At 45.8% G+C, this 18,354-nt stretch carries 18 protein-coding genes; 10 read left to right on the forward strand and 8 right to left on the reverse strand.

Translation table 11 applies throughout. From position 1 onward, the window contains the following. Window positions 1-46: 46 nt before the first annotated feature. Complete coding sequence (locus H608_RS0118525; protein ID WP_028788994.1) at window positions 47-1,222, reverse strand: zinc-dependent alcohol dehydrogenase; 1,176 nt, start codon at window positions 1,220-1,222, stop codon at window positions 47-49. Between the two features lie 190 nt (window positions 1,223-1,412). Here H608_RS0118525 and H608_RS0118530 point away from each other — a divergent pair, with 190 nt between their 5' ends. Continuing rightward, window positions 1,413-1,679, forward strand: coding sequence for a SemiSWEET family sugar transporter (locus H608_RS0118530; RefSeq protein ID WP_028788995.1), 267 nt, complete (start codon window positions 1,413-1,415; stop codon window positions 1,677-1,679). A gap of 2 nt (window positions 1,680-1,681) precedes the next feature. Here H608_RS0118530 and H608_RS0118535 read toward each other — a convergent pair whose 3' ends face one another. Next, entirely contained in the window at window positions 1,682-3,811 is a 2,130-nt protein-coding gene (locus H608_RS0118535; protein WP_028788996.1) for a tetratricopeptide repeat protein, read from the reverse strand. A gap of 138 nt (window positions 3,812-3,949) precedes the next feature. Between H608_RS0118535 and H608_RS23875 the strand changes: the two genes are divergently transcribed. From H608_RS23875 to H608_RS23880, 4 genes are all read left to right on the forward strand, one after another. Next, window positions 3,950-4,804 carry a helix-turn-helix domain-containing protein gene (locus H608_RS23875; RefSeq protein WP_051268461.1) on the forward strand — a complete coding sequence of 285 codons (855 nt, stop codon included), beginning with the start codon at window positions 3,950-3,952 and terminating at the stop codon, window positions 4,802-4,804. A gap of 51 nt (window positions 4,805-4,855) precedes the next feature. Then, window positions 4,856-6,181: a hypothetical protein gene (locus tag H608_RS0118545; RefSeq protein WP_155990250.1), complete on the forward strand. Its 1,326-nt coding sequence runs from the start codon at window positions 4,856-4,858 to the stop codon at window positions 6,179-6,181. Between the two features lie 54 nt (window positions 6,182-6,235). Continuing rightward, window positions 6,236-6,454 carry a hypothetical protein gene (locus tag H608_RS0118550; protein ID WP_028788998.1) on the forward strand — a complete coding sequence of 73 codons (219 nt, stop codon included), beginning with the start codon at window positions 6,236-6,238 and terminating at the stop codon, window positions 6,452-6,454. A 293-nt stretch (window positions 6,455-6,747) separates the two neighbouring features. Then, a complete protein-coding gene (locus tag H608_RS23880; protein WP_162142903.1) occupies window positions 6,748-7,884 on the forward strand; it encodes an extracellular catalytic domain type 1 short-chain-length polyhydroxyalkanoate depolymerase in 1,137 nt (378 codons plus the stop codon). On the opposite strand, the gene H608_RS22985 is transcribed toward H608_RS23880, so the two are convergent. The 3 genes from H608_RS22985 to H608_RS0118570 all read right to left on the reverse strand — a co-directional run bounded on the left by H608_RS22985 (window position 7,881) and on the right by H608_RS0118570 (window position 10,233). Then, window positions 7,881-8,459 (reverse strand): M23 family metallopeptidase, encoded by a 579-nt coding sequence (locus tag H608_RS22985; protein ID WP_051268465.1) that lies wholly within the window; start codon window positions 8,457-8,459, stop codon window positions 7,881-7,883. The genes H608_RS23880 and H608_RS22985 overlap by 4 nt on opposite strands. A 37-nt stretch (window positions 8,460-8,496) precedes the next feature. After that, window positions 8,497-9,318, reverse strand: a complete 822-nt coding sequence (locus H608_RS0118565; protein WP_028788999.1) for a GLPGLI family protein — start codon at window positions 9,316-9,318, stop codon at window positions 8,497-8,499. A gap of 63 nt (window positions 9,319-9,381) precedes the next feature. Next, complete coding sequence (locus H608_RS0118570; protein ID WP_155990251.1) at window positions 9,382-10,233, reverse strand: hypothetical protein; 852 nt, start codon at window positions 10,231-10,233, stop codon at window positions 9,382-9,384. A 378-nt stretch (window positions 10,234-10,611) separates the two neighbouring features. Between H608_RS0118570 and ppsA the strand changes: the two genes are divergently transcribed. Further along, window positions 10,612-13,191 (forward strand): phosphoenolpyruvate synthase, encoded by a 2,580-nt coding sequence (gene ppsA, locus H608_RS0118575; RefSeq protein WP_028789001.1) that lies wholly within the window; start codon window positions 10,612-10,614, stop codon window positions 13,189-13,191. Between the two features lie 3 nt (window positions 13,192-13,194). On the opposite strand, the gene H608_RS0118580 is transcribed toward ppsA, so the two are convergent. Beyond that, window positions 13,195-13,695: a hypothetical protein gene (locus H608_RS0118580; RefSeq protein WP_028789002.1), complete on the reverse strand. Its 501-nt coding sequence runs from the start codon at window positions 13,693-13,695 to the stop codon at window positions 13,195-13,197. Window positions 13,696-13,886: 191 nt separating this feature from the next. On the opposite strand from H608_RS0118580, the gene H608_RS0118585 reads away from it, so the two are divergent. Both H608_RS0118585 and H608_RS0118590 read left to right on the forward strand, forming a co-directional pair. Continuing rightward, window positions 13,887-14,150, forward strand: coding sequence for a type II toxin-antitoxin system HicA family toxin (locus tag H608_RS0118585; RefSeq protein WP_028789003.1), 264 nt, complete (start codon window positions 13,887-13,889; stop codon window positions 14,148-14,150). Further along, the gene (locus H608_RS0118590; protein ID WP_028789004.1) at window positions 14,143-14,505 is read left to right on the forward strand and encodes a type II toxin-antitoxin system HicB family antitoxin; all 363 of its coding nucleotides are present in this window, start codon (window positions 14,143-14,145) and stop codon (window positions 14,503-14,505) included. The genes H608_RS0118585 and H608_RS0118590 overlap by 8 nt, the downstream gene beginning before the upstream one ends. Before the next feature lie 15 nt (window positions 14,506-14,520). Here H608_RS0118590 and H608_RS0118595 read toward each other — a convergent pair whose 3' ends face one another. Beyond that, the gene (locus H608_RS0118595) at window positions 14,521-16,764 is read right to left on the reverse strand and encodes a serine hydrolase (protein ID WP_028789005.1); all 2,244 of its coding nucleotides are present in this window, start codon (window positions 16,762-16,764) and stop codon (window positions 14,521-14,523) included. 88 nt (window positions 16,765-16,852) lie between these two features. Further along, window positions 16,853-17,323 carry a hypothetical protein gene (locus H608_RS0118600; RefSeq protein WP_028789006.1) on the reverse strand — a complete coding sequence of 157 codons (471 nt, stop codon included), beginning with the start codon at window positions 17,321-17,323 and terminating at the stop codon, window positions 16,853-16,855. 123 nt (window positions 17,324-17,446) lie between these two features. Between H608_RS0118600 and H608_RS0118605 the strand changes: the two genes are divergently transcribed. Continuing rightward, window positions 17,447-17,776: a PadR family transcriptional regulator gene (locus tag H608_RS0118605; RefSeq protein WP_028789007.1), complete on the forward strand. Its 330-nt coding sequence runs from the start codon at window positions 17,447-17,449 to the stop codon at window positions 17,774-17,776. Continuing rightward, window positions 17,773-18,351 carry an HAAS signaling domain-containing protein gene (locus H608_RS0118610; RefSeq protein ID WP_028789008.1) on the forward strand — a complete coding sequence of 193 codons (579 nt, stop codon included), beginning with the start codon at window positions 17,773-17,775 and terminating at the stop codon, window positions 18,349-18,351. Before H608_RS0118605 ends, H608_RS0118610 begins: the two co-directional genes overlap by 4 nt. Window positions 18,352-18,354 lie beyond the last annotated feature (3 nt).

Genomic DNA, 18,354 nt, shown 5'->3' on the forward strand with positions numbered 1-18,354 from the left:
CAAAGCCGCAAAGATTTACTTAAAACTTATTACTTACAACTTACCACTATTCCGCCCAGGGATCGAGTACCACTTTTACACAATTATCTTCCTTGTTTTTAAACATGGAGTAGCCATCTGCAATTTTACTGAGCGGCAACCGGTGCGTAATGATATCATCGAGGCGTACTTTTCCCTCCTGCACATAACCCAGCAGTTTATCGATATGCTTGTGAGCCGGTGCCTGACCACCTCTCATAATAATACCTTTATCGAAGAACTGGCCAAGGGGAAAATTATCGTAGGTAGTTGGATACACGCCTAAAACAGATACGATACCTCCGCGGCGTACCGCACTCATGCAGGCTTCAATTACTTTGGGTGAACCTTTTTCTAAATTGATGACAGCCTTTGCCCTGTCCAGGAAACTGCGGTCCGGCTCAAAACCTACCGCTTCTACGCAAACGTCCGCACCACGACCCTCTGTTACTGCGCGAATTTGTTCTATTACATCTTTCGGGCTGCTGCCTTCCCATAGCAGTGTTTCAGCATTAGCCGCCTTTGCCGCCATATCCAGCCTGTATTGTTGCGTGTCTACAATGATTACCCTGCCCGCGCCCCGCAGCCAGGCAGATTTTGCCGCCATGATGCCAACAGGGCCGGCACCAAAAATGGCTACCGTTTCACCTCCCGAAACATTACCCCAATCAATGCCCGTATAACCGGTAGGAAAAATGTCTGTGAGAAATAAAACCTGTTCATCGGTAAGATTATCGGGTACGATGCGTGGCCCTACATCGCCGTAAGGCACGCGAACGTATTGCGCCTGCCCTCCGTCGTAGCCGCCATACAGATCGGTGTAACCAAATAAGGCACCGCCTTTTTCGGTTAACAATCCGCCTTCGGGACCATAATGATCCGGGTTGCTGTTTTCGCAATGGCCGGGTAAATGATGCGAACAGAAAAAGCAATGACCGCATGCGATCGGAAACGGCACCACCACGCGATCACCAACCTTCAGATTTTTCACCTCTTTCCCTATTTCTTCCACAATGCCCATGAACTCATGACCGAGTACCATCGGACGGGGCTGGGGGATGCCCCCGGAGTAAATATGCAGATCTGAACCGCAGATAGCCGTAGCGGTCACTTTCAATAGTATGTCTGTGGAATCTTTGAGTACCGGATCGTCTACCGTATCACAAGAGATTTTGCCCGGGGCATGGATCACTGCTGCTTTCATCTTTAGAAATTTAAAGTGTATAAAGTCTGAAAATGAAACTCAAATGACGTGCCTGCCATTTTCCCGGAATTGCCGCTTTTAATTCCCTACAGCCAGGATTAAACAAGGGAAGAATTTACTCAACCGAAGTCCGGTAACGCTACAAATGTCACCTTTAAAGGACTGGCATAGAATTTAGACCTTTGCAGTTATGCCATCAATCGAATCAATAGTAGGAATCGCGGCAGGTGTGCTGACCTCGGCTTCCCTGCTGCCCCAACTGATCAAAACTTTCAGGGAAAAGAAAAGTGCGGATATTTCATTGATCTATCTCATCACCCTTTTCTGCGGGCTTGCCTGCTGGATCTGGTATGGGCTGCTTAAGGAGGATTATCCTATTATCATTACCAATAGTTTTTCCCTGATCGTTAATTCGATACTGATTGTGCTCTCACGTATTTATAAGGGCAACAAATAAAATCACCATTGAGTCATTGTGATGCCGGCGAGGCTGCCTGTTCCTTTCACCGAGCCGTGTCCGCTGATAATGCTCACGCGGTCTTCCACCCCGATCTCTACTTTCTGCCCCGCCGCACCGGCAGATACTTCCCCACGTGTAACGAAGTTTGCATCATTGACACCATTGGGACCAAACTCTATTTCCACCGCGCCTGATACAGAAGCTTCGGCTTTCACGGGACCCGCATTGCCGCCCACGCCGGCCGACACACCTACTGTTGTTACGGCATTCCAATCCACGATACTGTTGTCTTTGTCCAGTTCATAAACATAGTCGGTGCCGGCAAATGCTTCAACGGCAATCGGACCTGCTTTGCCACCAACCGAAACCTTGGGCGAATACTTCAATGTGCCGCCCACATATTCACTGCCTATTTCTCTTGAGGTGAAACTAACCAGCTTGGCATCATAGGTACTAGTGGTATGGCTGCAATTGATCTCCTGTTTGATCACCCACATATTAATGGAGCTTTTGTATTGACAGGCGATGTCGTCGAATTCTGCCAGCTTGCCGGCTTTTCCCGATTCTTTTTCCACGCAATCTTTGTAAGCGCCTTTATAAGTACTCATTTCCAGCGGTTGATATTCGCGGTTCTTCTGCAGCCAGGTGAGTTCAAACTCTATTTTAATCAGTTGGAATGCATTTTCATCCACGCTGGTGTACTGCGACCAGAAGACCATGTCATTGCAATAATGGCGAAACAGTTTCAACGCTTCATCATCAAATAATTTTTTCCGATCGTTCAGTTTCTTCAGCAGCTCGTTGATGCGGTCGCGATGGGCGGAACAAGGCGCTTCTGGTGCGGCTGGTTTATGATTTTTACGGATGGCCTGCAGATCGGTTTGCAGGTCCATGTAGAGATCGTTCAGCTTCTTGAAACGTTGCTGGTAATAAGTTTTACGTTCCTCCAGTTGCAGTGAAGCCTTGCGCATGAAAGGCGGTTCGATATTACCACCTGTCGACATAAATTTTGCTGCCATTGCTTGTGCAGATTTAGCGTACGCAGCCGTTACTTCCTTCATCTCGTTCTGCAATTTTTTGGTACGGGCTTCTATGTCGGCGTTGAATTGGTTCCATTGCGGCAGCAGTGCATCGATCTGCGCAATGGTGGTCGGATAATCGGGGCGCTTGGTTTTTTCAAGGCCCAGCGGATCGGCCGAAGGTTTGATCGGCATGCTGATGTCCTTGCGTGTAAGCTTGTGGCCGAGTTTGGCCAGCTTCTCTTCTTTTTCTTTCGTATAAGCGTGACGTATGGATTTCTTCAGGCATTCAATCGCTTTGGTCTTGTTGCCTTTGTTTTCTTCGATGGCGGCTTTGGTAAGATTAGCCTGCGGATGATACGGGTAAATGGCAACCACGCTGTCGAGGTATTTCTCTGATTTGGCGATATCGCCGAGGCCGAACCAGGCCTGACCGAGGTTGTTGAGAATGGTGGTGTTGCGACGGAATTTTGCATTAAGGTTTTCTAAAATGGGAATCGCCAGGTGCTGACCGCCATTCATGGAGAGCATGGCGGCATAGTTGCAGAGATTGTCTGTATTGGTCGCGTCTTCCGAGCAAACACGCCCCATGAGATAAAGACTTAACGAAGGCTTTCCACTCATCCAGAAAGCGGCGGCCATGTTGCCCGCCTGTAATTTTGATTTTGCGGTCTTCTGAATTTCTGCATAAATGGTATTGCCGGCTTTGAGCGTATTGGCATCCATTTTATTCATCATTTTTTTCTGAATACCGGCGATATAAGTGAGCATGCGCGCGTCCGTTACACCTTTGGGAATAGCAGCGATACGTGCAGCATCTTTCTTTGGCACGATCCGGTTTTCATCTTCCCAGGCATCTGCTAATTGTTTGTCGGACACAGCAGGCACTTTCACGTTTTTCGTTGACGGCACTTTGATGCCCATGCTGTCCATCATCTTCCTGTCTTCGGGACTCATTTCCTTCATCATTTCATCCATCATGCCCTGGGCTTCCTTCATCATGTCCTGCATCTCCTTTTGCGTGGGCGCTTTCTCTTTTGGTTTTTTTGTTTGGGAGAATGCGATTTGACTGAGGAGCAGGAATGCTAAAAGGGATAAAACAGGTTTCATGGCGAATGATTTACGCTGGTAAAAATGACGGATATAGCAAGGGCAGCCAATCACCTGAAGCGGTCATTTCGGTAAAAAGGCTTATCCCCTGAAAAGGTGAGTGCGGTGTTGGATTTTAATATCTTTATAGCAGTTGTCATGCAATCTCTTTTTGAAACATACCTGCCCGCTTCACCCATACTCCGGCAATACATTGCTTATTTTTATGTGGATGTGCAGGAGGATAAAAAATTTTACCGCAAGTTTTCTTTTTTTCCGCACATCAATACCACGCTTAGTTTTTACAAACATGCTTCGTTAAAAACAGGAGAAGTAAGCCAGGTAGAAAGCGCAGCAGGTAAGCCTTTGCTCAAACTGCTGACCCGGCAGCATCGGGTAACTACGGTGGTGCAGACAGGACCGGTATATAAAATCGGCATCGTATTTCTGCCTTTGGGGCTCAACCATTTTATCCGGCAAACATATGGCGATCTTGCACCGGAAGAAGTACAGGAGTTCAATCCGGCCAATGCAAAGGAATGGACTGATCAGATCAATAGCTCTTTTGCCTGCAGGGATCCGCGCGAAGGCATACAACAACTGGAGGTGTTCCTGTTATCAGTTTATCAGCGAAGGGAATACGGGGTGCTTGAAAAAATACTGCGTGATCTCAACGATCCGCACAATGCGAACACGATCCGTGAAGTAGCGGAAAGTCATTATATCAATCACCGCAAACTCAACCGCGACTTTAAAAAAGAACTGGGCATTACACCAGAATATTACAAAATGATCGCACGGTTCCGTCATGCCGTTGATCTGCGGATAATGCACGACAAACAAGGGCCGCTGACAACCATTGCTTACGAGAGCGGTTACCTCGACCAATCCTACATGATCCGGTCATTTAAAAAACTGACAGGCTTATCTCCGTCAGCTTTCTTTCGCGAAGGAAAACACCTTGGCATCGGGGATACTTTCTGGAAATTCCATAATACGAAAAATGTCGTATAAGTCCAATTCTGAGCAAAGCTGATAAGTTAGTTTTGGGTAAAACTATCTGTCATGCGAATACTTTGTCTGTCGTTTTTTCTTTTGGTGAGCCCACTCTCAAATGCGCAGGACTGGACCAGACTTGATTCGGCCAGATTCATCAAAGCTGTAGCAGCTTCATCAGCAAAGTTGGATACCAGACGATCACTGCAAAAAGTCAATATGTATGCAGCCGATCCTGCTATCAACGGCGATTCACTTTACCGGTTATTGACTCAATGGCACGAATATCCGCGGCTCTCCAAAACCGGAATCATCGGTGAATTTTATGTGGAGCTTGATACAAATTATAAAGTACCGGTGTTGGTTTATGTACCCAAAAACTACAATCCGGCGTACAAGACATCCGTGCTGGTTTATTTTCGGGGAGGATGGTTATCGCGCAAGCAGGCGCCGGTTGATTATGCACGTGAAATAGTGAAAGACAATCCCAGCTTTGCCTACCTCGATCAGCAAAATGTAATCGAGGTATTTCCCGTGCTGGACAGCAAACTTGCAATCTACGGGTACTATGGATACAAACATCTCAACGCCATAGTGGCTGAAACGAAAAAGCTATTCAATGTGGACGATAATAAAGTGTACCTGGCAGGGTTCTCCGACGGAGGTAAAACAATATACAATGCTGCTGGTTATGTATCGACTCCTTTTGCGTGCTTTTATGCGATCAATGGGATGTTTGTGAGCCCGCCGGAATATTATAATATGATCAATCGTCCGTTGGTATCGTTTGTGGCGGAAAAAGATCAACTGACCGACAGCCGCAGTATTCAAAGTAAAGCTGCTTTTGTAACAAAACTCGGCGGCGACTGGAACTACCGGTTTATGCCGGGTAAGAAGCATTTTTATCATCCTTATCAGGCAGAAATTCTGCCGTGGATGTTTGCACACATGCAAACAAAGACGCGCAATCCGTTTCCTTCTTCACTAACTTATGTATCACAGGAAAATTATAAAGACTTCCACGGCATAGACTGGTTGCAGATAAAAGTGGATACGAAGAAAAAACCGGAAGCATGGCATCGTACCGATTCTGTTGAAACCTTCGGCTCGGACGGATCCGAAAGGAATTACCGCTATGGCAACAAGCTTGGGCAGGCTAAGGCTGAATATTTCGATAACACATTCACCTTAACCACATCGCAGGTGGCGGAGGTGACATTGTATATTTCTCCGATGATGGTAGATATATCGCGCCCGGTGCGGGTTATCGTGAACGGGAAGGAATTGTTTAACGGCAGGGTCGGTTATTCAAAAGAATTTATGGCGGAAAGGTTTCTGCAGTTCTTTGACCGTCAGCAGGTGTGGGTGAATAAAATAACGGTGGCGGTGGAATGAGTGGTTCCGGCATCATTTTTTGAGTGTAGGTTTGTACCGTTTAAATGAACCAGTATGAGCCAGGCGTTTGTAAAGGAGGAAGACGGGCAATGGCTGCATGATCTGCCGCCCACATTAGCCGCGTTGATCAATTATCTCACCCGTGAGAACAACGGCGTGAGGGTGTATGCTTCTAAGACAACGATCCGCAAAGATGGTAAGGAGTTGCAACACATGAGTAATGGGCTCAATTATTTTGTGAATGATAAGAGCCAGTGGGAGATTGAGTGGTAAAAGGATTAAGGTATAGGGCTTAAGGTATAAGGCATAGGGCCCGACACTTCGGGCCGACACTTCGGGCCGAAGCTTCGGCCTAAGGTTTTGGGTATTGCGGTTTATTTGCCCTGGTTCGTGTATACACGAACCAGGGTGTTTAGCTGGTTGTGACGTTTCTACGAATGTTCCGCATGCTTACGTCCATTGCACGCCAGGTAAAAATCAATTTAAACATTGCCGTACAATATCGCAAATGGCAAAATATTTGCTGCACAGGTATCGTTAGAAGATACACCTGTAAAACTACTTCTATGCCCTTGCTGATCCTGCTTATTTATGTATTGATCACCTGCGAAGCAGGCGCACAGACAACAGTGAACGGTTCCTTTGTTCACGGGGGTATTACCAGAACTTATTCCTTTTATGTACCGGCGTCTTATAATCCTTCACGTCCGGCTCCCCTGGTGTTTAACCTGCATGGTTTGGGAAAGGATGGAGCCGATCAGGCCGAGAACCGCGACTTCCGGCCTATTGCGGATACCGCGGGTTTTATTGTCGTTCATCCCGACGGCAGCATACAGCCTTTATTGCAACAACGGTTTTGGAACTATGGAAGTGTTGCCGGTTCAACGGTTGATGATGTCGGATTCATTGAGAGGGTCATCGATACCATCTCAGCCCGTTATAGTATCAATCAAAAACGTATCTACAGTGCGGGAATGTCTAATGGTGGGTTCATGAGTTATTACCTCGCCTGCAAGAGCAACCGATTTGCTGCAGTTGGTTCAGTCACGGGCTCCATGTCTACTGACATGTACGAGTCGTGCAACCCGTCACACCCTACGCCAACGATCCATATTCATGGCACAAGTGATCCGCTCAATCCTTACAACGGTAATTCATCTTCCAAATCTATTCAGGCAGTAACACAGTTTTGGATAAACCAGAACGGGTGTAATACTACGCCTTTGGTTACGGCCGTGCCTAATAGCAATACAGCCGACAATGTGACCGCCGACCGGTTTGTATATAGTGGCGGCGTTAATGGACACACAGTGGAACATTGGCGGGTAAACGGCGGTGGTCATACATGGCCGGGTATCAAAATCTTTACGCTTTTGGGCAGAACATGTATGGACTTCAACGCGGGGCAGGAGATGTGGCGTTTCTTCCGTCAATATGAGCTTAGTTCAATTACAGTCCCGGTCAATCCCAGCACAGCCAGCCTGAACCTGTGGCCCAATCCTTCATCCGGCGCCATTGCGTTGGAGGCGGGCGATCGCGTAGTAAACGATGTTATCATTACGGATGTGCATGGCCGCGTGCGCGAACGAAGAACCGGCAGTGCCATCCTGCGTCTCAACCTGACCCATCTGGGGCCGGGTGTATATATGGGAAGATTTTCGGGAGACGGATTTCTGGTAATGAAGAAAATTGTGATCCTTTAAGGCTTCTTATAACTGTTCCAGGTCTTAAGCAATTTAACACCCTCACTCGTTCTGAATTTCGTTTTCACAAACGAATCGCTGTCATAGGTCAGTTTTCTTTTGACGGAAAAATGAAGGTGTGGTTGAATGACCTGCCCCGTAGCTCCGCTCAGCGCTATTTTTTGGCCTTTTGTTACACGGCCTTTTTTTACCAGTACACCATTTTGTTGGAGGTGCCAGTAGCAACCATAGCTTCCGTCGTCGTGCCGGATGATCAGGTAATTGGCTTTTCCTTTGTTATCGCTGAACATGCCGCCTTCATCCGACTTGTCTTTATAACTGTAAACAACGCCTTCTCTCGCTGCGCAAACCGTATTGCCTTCGGACATTTCAAAATCCAATGCGGCAATATGGGAATGAGAAAACAGTCCTCCGTAACCCTGTACGATTCGATGTTGCTTGTTTTCGGGGAAAGGGAGTTCATAAATATAGTCATCAGTATTATCCGTTACGTTCGTCGAATAAAGCAGGAAAAACGCAAGCGACGAAGCCGCGGCGAGAAGAAGAAACAAAAACAATTTGAAAGATTTGCGCATGTAATGGGTCTGATGTATAAAAATACAACAATGACTATTACGGCAATTCAAGTGGATTGGTAAAGCGTGCGATGGCGTTTTTAGTATTTTCTACCACCTGGTCTGTCATTTCCTGCGAAACCTTGATTAAATCCTGCTCGTACATCTGGGCCGGATCCTCTTTTAACTTATCAGCGTAAGCATTGAATGCTTCTTTGGTGGGGAAATTCTGCATATACATGCCTTTCCATTTGGCCAGCATGGCAACCCTTGGTTTTTTTTCAATGGAAGTGACGGTGAATTTGTGTTGTTGCCGGTTGTCGTAAATAGCAAGAATAAGACCTGGTAATCCATAAAATTTGTAAGGCCCGTCGGCGATGGCAATGTCGGGCGTGTACCAGGCAATATAATCTCTGCCCGCAAAGGAGGTGGTTGCTTTTTTACATGCATAACCGGCAATCGAGTCCTCACCCTCTTCCAATTGCCAGTTGAATACGGGAAGGGTTTCATGGTAACTCGCGCGCTTGACACCGAAAGCCGTTGCATAGTGCATTTGCCTTTCCGGATGTTCTTTGAATATTTTGTACTGGATTTGTGGCCGTGGCATTCTTGGCATCATCGGCGGGGAGGAACTCTTCTTCATCAATTCATCCATAACATAGATGACCGAGTCACGTTGGAAAAGTTTGTAGCTGCAAAAGTTTGAGTACAACGGCCCGGCCTCCAGTAGCATGTCTTCGGTAACGACAATGGTGGAATCCTTTTTGTCGGGTTGAAAAGTATAATCGTAGGTAACTCTGTAGTCGTATTGCACCAGTTGCTCTATCTGGGCATGCAGCTTTGCGCAAATGAAGAGTGGCAGCAGTAAAAAGAATTTCATAAGCAGAGATTGTGGTGGCAATAAAACTATTGGTCTTTGCGCGTAAAGCAAGGTTAATTATGGTTAAAAAATGGCGGAAGGTTCAAAGGTTAGAATGTCAATATTTCCTTCGTTAATGACAATAAGTGCCGATTTTTGTTGAGTTTTTAAAGCGTCTTTGGAAGCAATAGAACTCATTAATCCAGACCATAAGATCTGCTTTTTTGTATCCGTCTTTACCGGGTGCCTGTCGAAGAAACGAAGGCCTTTGGTTGATAGCACCTGACGTTTATATAAGCGGTTGTTTTTATGGACGACAATATAGTTTATACTATCATCGTTTAAAAGTGAGTAAAGACTATCGTCTTTAACAAAGGAGGCAAGGGGTAATGTACCATCCGGACCTTCATACTTAACGACACCTTTTCTGCTGGAGGGTCCATTTTTCAGACTGTCAACAGACAGATACCAGTTATTGGATGTTTTTAGTTCCTCGTCTGTTATTTTATATAATTGAGAAGGGTCATCGATAACGAGATAACTCATACGCCTCCCCATGTGTTGTAGGCTGATGCCTGCAACATATCTGCCTTTGTATAACAATACCTGATCGGGACATGTTGCCGGATAAGAATAGACAATGTCTGTGTTTTTGTTGCGGAAGAAAATAGCGCCGCCAAATTCTCCTGCACAACTACCGTCCACTTCGTACAAACTATCGGTATAAAGAGGATGGTAATAGTTGTGCCTCCGGGGTAAATATGACAGGAGGTTGAAGGCCGTGTCGATAATGAAGACTTTGTTTTTGATGAAGGCGAAAAGGGTATCGTTATAAGTGAACAGGCTTGTTAATGCATAACTGTTCAGGCGGTTTTCTATAGATGTATTACGCTGATAGTTTGAGTCAAGTACAACCATTTTTTTATTTTCCTGCAAGCAGAGAAGGTAGTTGTTCAGATAACCCACACTGGATATAGTAGCGTCTGTTTTGATAAAAAAATTACGAGAATGGAGAACTGATGTATTTAATGACACCTTTTCAGGATTGTTACACGAATAAAAGCAAATAAGCAAAAAGGGAATAACTAATCGGCAATGCATGTTGATTGTGGCTTGAATGATTAACGACTCCTCCAGGAGTTTATTATGTATAACGGCAAAATATTCATGCAAATCCGAACAATCCATCTAGCCAATTTGTATTCTTACAAAGGCCCGGCTTTCAATCTTTTCTTTCAAAAATTTATTGGCATCATAAGTACAATGAGGCACGGCAATTGGTGTACTTTTCTTCCTCATCAGCCAATAAATTTTATGTCTTCATTTGTTTCAACGTTTGCACAACTCGACAAAACTCAGCTCGCTTTAGCCGGTGGTAAAGCAGCCAATCTGGGCGAACTCTCTGCCATCAAAGGAATCAAAGTACCCGAAGGGTTTTGCGTAACAACGGAAGCGTATCGAAAAGTTATAGACACACCGCAAGTGCAACAATTATTGCATGAACTCAGTTCTGCCGACGATCATCAACAACTCAAAGGGATTAGTAAACAAATACGCGACACAGTCGAAGCGATCGTTATTCCGGATGAAATCGTCGCAGCGATTAACGAACAACTGACGGTGGGGAAAGCTTATGCCATCCGCTCAAGCGCCACGGCCGAGGACCTGCCCTCCGCCTCTTTTGCCGGACAACAGGATACTTATTTGAATATCATTGGTAAAGATGAGATCATCAAACATGTCAGCCGATGCTGGGCTTCGTTGTTTACGGAGCGGGCTGTCATCTACCGCAACCAAAACGGATTCGATCATCGTAAAGTGCAATTGGCTGTCATCGTTCAACAAATGGTAATGCCGCAGGTAGCAGGAACCATGTTTACGGCTGATCCGGTTACGGGTAACAGGAAGGTTTTGTCCATCGATGCAAGTTTCGGATTGGGAGAAGCATTGGTGTCCGGATTGGTAAACGCTGATAACTTTAAAGTCCGTGAAGGCCGGATCATCGATAAAAAGATTTCGAAGAAAACAATGGCTGTTAATCCATTGAAAGACGGCGGAACCGCAGTAAATCAAATCCCGGCACAGCAACAAAATCTTCCGTCGCTTTCAGACGGACAGGTATTGCAACTTGAGCAGGCCGGCAGAACGATTGAAGCGCATTTTGGTAGTCCGCAGGATATCGAGTGGTGCATACAAGATGATCAACTTTATATTGTGCAAAGCCGTCCCATCACCACCCTGTTTCCCATTCCAATAGTGAAAGATGATCAAAAACATGTGTATATATCTGTTGGTCATCAGCAGATGATGACGGATGTGATGCTGCCATTGGGCATTTCCTTCCGGCAACTCATTACGCCCCGTCCGATGTATGCAGCGGGCGGAAGAATGTTCGTGGATATTGCGCAGGCACTGGCCATACCCGCTCTGCATAAAACGATGATCGACACGATGGGGCAATTTGATTTGTTGATAAAAGATGCCCTGGTGACATTGCTGGACCGAAACGATTTTATTCAGGTAAAACAAGAAGATCCCGGAGAGGAGAAAGTCATCTCAACCGAAGGCTATCGCAATAAACTAAAGAATGAGCCGGTCATTGCCAGGCAACTGATTAAAAAAGCTGAGGCGGAAGTTGCTGCATTGAAACAAAAACTAAACGGCCAATCCGGAACCACAATGCTTGATATCATCCGGGAAGACCTGCATCTGCTGGTAAAGACAATCGGTGATCCGCAAAGTATGACATTGATCCTGTCAGCGATGGATGCAAGTGTGTGGCTTAATGAAAAGATGAAAGAGTGGCTGGGAGAAAAAAATGTCGCCGATATTCTTACACAGTCCGCACCGAACAATATCACATCAGAAATGGGACTTGAACTTTTACAGGTGGCAGACTTGATACGTCCGCATGCCGCAGTAATCACTTATCTGCAGGAAATCAAAGACGACAATTTTTTAGCCGGACTACCGGCTATCGAAGGGGGTGTTGCTGCGCGGGAGGCAATAGAAGGTTACCTGGATAAATACGGCATGCGCTGCACGGGCGAGATCGACATCACGCGGACGCGCTGGAGCGAGAAGCCACTGACATTGGTACCGCTTATCCTGAGTAATATCCGCAACCTGCCGCCGGGGGAAGGTTACCGGAGGTTTGAGCAGGGACTGAAGCAGTCACGCAATAAAGAACGGGAAATACTCTCCCGGTTGGCAGACCTGCCGGATGCTGAACAAAAGATCGAAGAAACGAAACGCATGATCGGGCTGGTGCGCACCTTTGCCGGATACCGCGAGTATCCCAAGTATCACCTGGTACACTGTTATTTCATTTACAAACAGGCTTTATTGCAGGAAGCGGACCGGTTGATAAAAGCCGGTGTGTTGAAGGATAAACGGGATATTTATTACCTAAACTATGAAGAATTATACGAAGTGGTGCGTACGCAACAACTGAATTATCAACTCATCGATGAACGAAAGCAGGAGTATAAAAACTATGAAAAGCTTACGTCGCCACGCATTATGACGTCGGAGGGTGAGGTGATCAATGGCCGGTATAACCGCGAAGGCGTTCCGCCGGATGCGTTGGCGGGACTGGCCGTTTCATCGGGTATTATCGAAGGAAGAGCGCGAGTGATCATGAACATGGAGGAAGCCGGTCTGGAAGAAGGGGATATTCTTGTAACAGCCTTTACCGATCCGAGCTGGACGCCTTTGTTTGTGCTGATAAAAGGCCTCGTGACCGAAGTGGGTGGATTAATGACACACGGGTCGGTGATCGCGCGTGAATATGGATTGCCCGCTGTTGTGGGCGTGGAGCACGCAACGCAATTGATCAAAGATGGTCAGCGGATACGCGTGAATGGAACGGAAGGATGGGTAGAGTTGTTGTAAGTGTTAGTGGTCCTTCAACAACTCCTGCAATGCTTTCTTACTTTCACCATACTGTCTGCTCACGCCAAGAAGGATCAGTAAGCCGACACCTGTGCCCACACCGATTATCGGCCATCCCCAGGAATAATAGCTGATCGTGTTCCAGGCCTTACGTGCAATAAAAAAGCACAGTACTATCGGTATGGCCATAAAGAAAAGGATACCGAACATTTCGCTGAAGGAGGCAACAGCTTTCAGCGATCCCCGTTCGCCGGTGGTATGATTAACGGAGGCTATCACGTTCCAGTTTTCATCTACGGCAATCGATACAACATGCTCCTCATAGATAAGATTTTTGAAATCGCCTATCGTGCATTCATAAGGCACGCCCGAAAATTTAGCTACGGTAACATGATGATTATTTCGTGTACGCGCAGGATCGGCAATTTCCTGCGGACGCCTCGTGCGGGCTTGTTTTTGTTGTTGTACGGAAATAACCTGAACGTTGCGGTAGATGGTATACATGATTGCATCTGAATGGGATGACTAAATTACGAAAAGGGACCACGAATACCTCGTGATGCCAGAATTGATCAAAAAAGAAAATATCTTTCGCAAAATCGAAATTTCAAATATATTTGCAACTGATATTTAGTTGCAGTTTATATTTTTGGAACGGTATCTAAGCGACTGAGAGGGAATAAATACCGTTTTTAATGGCAAAAATTGACAAGCTAATAGCAAGACTATTGGTAAAACCTGCTGATTTTACCTGGAACGAATTGTTGAAAGTTTTAAATCATTTTGGATATAAAGAAATGACAACAGGTAAAACCAGTGGTTCAAGGAGGAAGTTCGTCGATGAGAATAACTTCATTATTAATATTCACAAACCCCATCCGGGAAATGTAGTTAAGCACTATGTGATAAATCAAATAATTCAACACTTAAAAGAAAAAATGAAAATTAAAGATGAATGATGTGCTTGAATATAAAGGGTACTTAGGCGAAATCCGGTTTAGCAATGAGGATGAGATTTTCTATGGTAAAATTGTTGGAATCAATGATCTCGTAAATTTTGAGGGCAATTCCGTTAAGCAGCTAAAAAAAGCATTTCGTGATGCTGTAGATGACTATCTGCAAACCTGTGAGGTTTTAGGAAAAGAACCCGACAAAACTTATAAGGGAAGTTTTAATGTTCGGATATCCTCAGAACTTCACCGTGAGGCGGCCCGGTACGCAATTTCGAATGGAATGTCCTTAAATGATTTTGTAAGATATGCCCTTGACTATACAGTAACGAGGCGCCTGGCACCAGGCGCCTCAAGCCGTTAAACAATAGTAAGTTGCTTACTCCTTCAACGCCATCAACAACAGGTCCGTCATGTCGTACCTGGGAAAATCTCCGTGGTTACCCAGCAATACAATACATGTTTGTGTTTCCGGCACCATCACAAACATACTGTAGTAACCAACATCGGTTCCCGGATGATACCAGATCGAATAGTTTTTAGAAGCGCTGAAAGCTTTTTCATCTTTCATCCAGCCGTATCCGTACCAGGCATCCCAGTCGGTATAAGCAAACCGCGGCGCCAGCATGCTATCCGTAAGCGACTTCGAAATCAATTGATGATTATAAACAGCCAATGCCCATTTTCCCATATCAGTAACAGTGGATGATATACCACCTGCACCGGCCATATTTTCCAATGGATATAAAACCTCGGGTGAACCCATCCAATAACCCCGCGAATTAATAGCCGTATCTGCAAATGCCGTTTCCTGCATTTCCACTGGTTTGAAAATGCGTTCTTCCAATGCCTGCTTCCAGCCCGTGCCGGTAATCCTTTCTGCAACAGCAGCCAGCAAAAGATAACCTGTATTGCTATACCGGAAAGCCGTTCCGGGTTCAAACTCCAATGAATCACTTCCAAATTTTTCGATCAGTTCCTGCAGCGGATACCGTTTCTGCACCATGGCTGACAATGATTCAGCCGACCGGCTATAACTTGGTATCCCCGAACTATGACTGAGTAATTGCTCCAACGTCACCCGACCATGTACATATCCCGGCAGCCAGGTGCCAATGGTATCGGTGAGATGACATTTGTTTTCCTGCACCAACTGCATCAGCAATACTGCTGTGAATGTTTTTGAGGCAGACCCGATCCTGAATTGCGTATGTATGTCATTGGGCTGGCCGCCAACGCGCGACAAACCATATCCTTTTTGTAAAATCGATTGTCCTTTGTGGTTGATGAGCACGCTACCGTTGAACAATCCGTTACGGTGATAATAACTTATTATGGAATCAATGCGTGGTTCGGCTTGCTTTGGGAGCTTCTTCCATTTGGCGAGCAATTGATTTTTCAGGCGGTTGCTCTCATTCTTCGCTTCGATGGTGGCGGCGATTTCTTCCGCATTGTAGTCCGCGAGCAGGATATTGTAATCTTTCCAGAAATCAGCACCGCTTTTTTGCTGCTGCGATTCGATGAAACGGTTATTACCCAACGTCTCTTTTGCAGCGAAGGAACTTACTCCCGCAGTGTCGATTCCGGTAATGATATAATCTACGCGAACATCAGCATTGAAATCATAGTTTCGTCCCTTGCTCCGGAAGCGGAGCGTATTATCGTTGCGCACACGGGCCAGTATCCATTTGCCTGAGATGGACTGATACTCGACAGACAGATCGTCCCTGTTGATATCGATATGCATGCCCATCACTTTCAGCAAGGCCCGCTCTGCAGCCGATCCGTATTTTGCATAAGCAATGCCTTTCGGGCTTCTGCCCAGTTTTATGCCAACGATAGCTTCCGTTTCCACATCTATATAAAGAATGCCTTTAAACAATGATTCTTTCAATCCGTCTTTTTGATCAAAAGCTATCTGGTGAGCCGGTTGCCCATTCACGGTAGTCCGTTTCAGAAAGCGGAAGATATGTTTCTTCAAACCTGATTTGTCCAATAAATCGGATTGATCGAAGTCGCGGATGATATCATACTTATACAAGCCTTTGGGATTGAGACCCAGATCTATTCCATGCGAGCCTTTGTCGTCTTGTATCGAACGCATCTGCGACAAACGGAACTGGTTCGTTTTTGAAGAAGAATAACCGGGATTAAAAATATCAAATACGGCTTCGGACAGCATGAGGTGTTCATCACTTTTTTTGGTATGTACGCGATAGAAGCCGTGTGTAATATGCGGAGTCTGCCAATAGTTTTCCGGGATTTTATCAACCGCTCTTTTTACGAGATCCAGTGCGGTTATATTGGTGATGGTTACTGTTTCCAATGTGGCTTCGGCAGGCGTCATCGGTATGCTGAAGTTCTCCTTGTTTTTTATGGCTATACGTTGTTCGGCGTAGCCGATAAAAGAAACCACCAGCGAATCGCTGTTCGATCTTCCCGGCCATGTCAGGCGGAACAAACCTTTTTCATTGGTGAAAGTACCGGTGCCATTTTTGTTGAGGCGAACGGAGGCAAAAGCGAGCGGCTCACCTTTTTCATTGGTTACTTTACCGGAAACAACTTCCTGTCCGAAGGCGAAAGACGGAAGAATCAGCAGGAGCAGTAGTTTAACGAATGGCATGCACCAAAGATATTGGTGCGGGTGTTAAAGGAGTGTCAAACAAAAAGCCGGATCACGATCCGGCTTTTTGTTTATAAAAAATAAGTTCTCAGAATCTTTCGCTTTTTGCGGTCTGCAACGCGCGTGCATCGCTGATGCCCTTGACAAGTGTTACCAGGATGGCAATCTTAACAAAGATGCCACGGACCATATTGGTGATAAAGCCTTCTGCTCCCCAATCGAAATAGCCGATCAGACCGGAAATAATGATAAACAGGAGGAAAACGATCAGCCCCGTTACCACGGCGGTGTAAGGTTTTTTCCGCGTCCATAATCCTAATGCGACGAAGACGGCTGCTTCAAATAGGGCGATGCCGAATATCTGCGGATCAAAGCCGTAACCGAGCCGGAACATGATCAGCATTTCCCCGGCGAAGATCAGGCCGCCGGCCCAGAACAGCGCATTACGGGCTTTTTTTACACCTAATTCATAACCTTCTATCTCGATCTGCCGAATCTCGTTCATGTGGTCGGCCAGCACGGTTTTTTCTTCGTTCGGATTCGTTTGCTCAGGGTTCATTGGGTTGGTCTTTTTGTTTCAGGAAAGGTAGGCAATTTACTTTCTAAGGCCGCGGGCCGGAATACCTAGAAAAAAGTAATACATCGTAATGCGATGTATTACTTTTTTTATTTACTTCGTATTGTGAAAAGCGATTTTATCAAAAACTGGGACACCCAGCTCCGCAAGGGGTTGCTGCCACTTTTTGTACTTCATATCATTCAGCGCAAGGAGCAGTACGGTTATGAATTGATCGTGGAACTGAAAGCCACGGCATCTTTTGAGGTCACAGAGAGCACTATTTATCCCATGCTCACGCGCATGACCAAAGATGGTTTGCTGCAGTCTCGTTGGGTGGAACAGGGGTCGGGGATCCCCCGGAAATATTATTCCCTGACACCGGAAGGAAAGAAAAAACTGAAAGAAATGAAGCAGGTAATACAACGTCTCTTTACTAATCTGTCTGAACTATGAAGCCGATAGCCTTCGCTACCGATACTGCAGGGACCATATATGGCGAATATATGCGTCGTTGCGAAAAAGCACTGGTGCTGTTATCGCCTGCGGACAGGGAAGATGTGCTGATGGAGATCAACAGCCATATTTATGAACACATGCAGCAAAAGAAGGGTAGTTCTGAAGCGGAGAACCTGCTCTCGGTACTTGACGCATTGGGAGAGCCGGCTGATGCATTGAAAGAGATAGTAGCCGTTCGCAAAATCGATCAGGCGTTGAAGACTTTTCGCCTGAGGCATCTTCTACAGGCCTTGATGCTTAACCTGCAGAATGGTGTGGTATATGTTATTCTTTCGCTGTTTACCCTCGTATTGGCTTGTTTTCCGATACTGATAGTATTGAAACTATTGTTCCCCGCCGATACCGGTTATTTTGTTGGGAATGGCCGGCATGATTTCGGTTTTATCCGCGGTGAAAAAGGAGAAGAAGTAGTAGGTTTCTGGTTTATTCCCCTTATGCTTGCCGCGTGCGCATTGTTATACTTCGCTATAATTCTTGTATTAAAATTTGTAAGAAAGAAAACAAAATCCTGATTT

Source organism: Terrimonas ferruginea DSM 30193 (genome assembly GCF_000425585.1).
In the GTDB taxonomy this organism is placed as follows: domain Bacteria; phylum Bacteroidota; class Bacteroidia; order Chitinophagales; family Chitinophagaceae; genus Terrimonas; species Terrimonas ferruginea.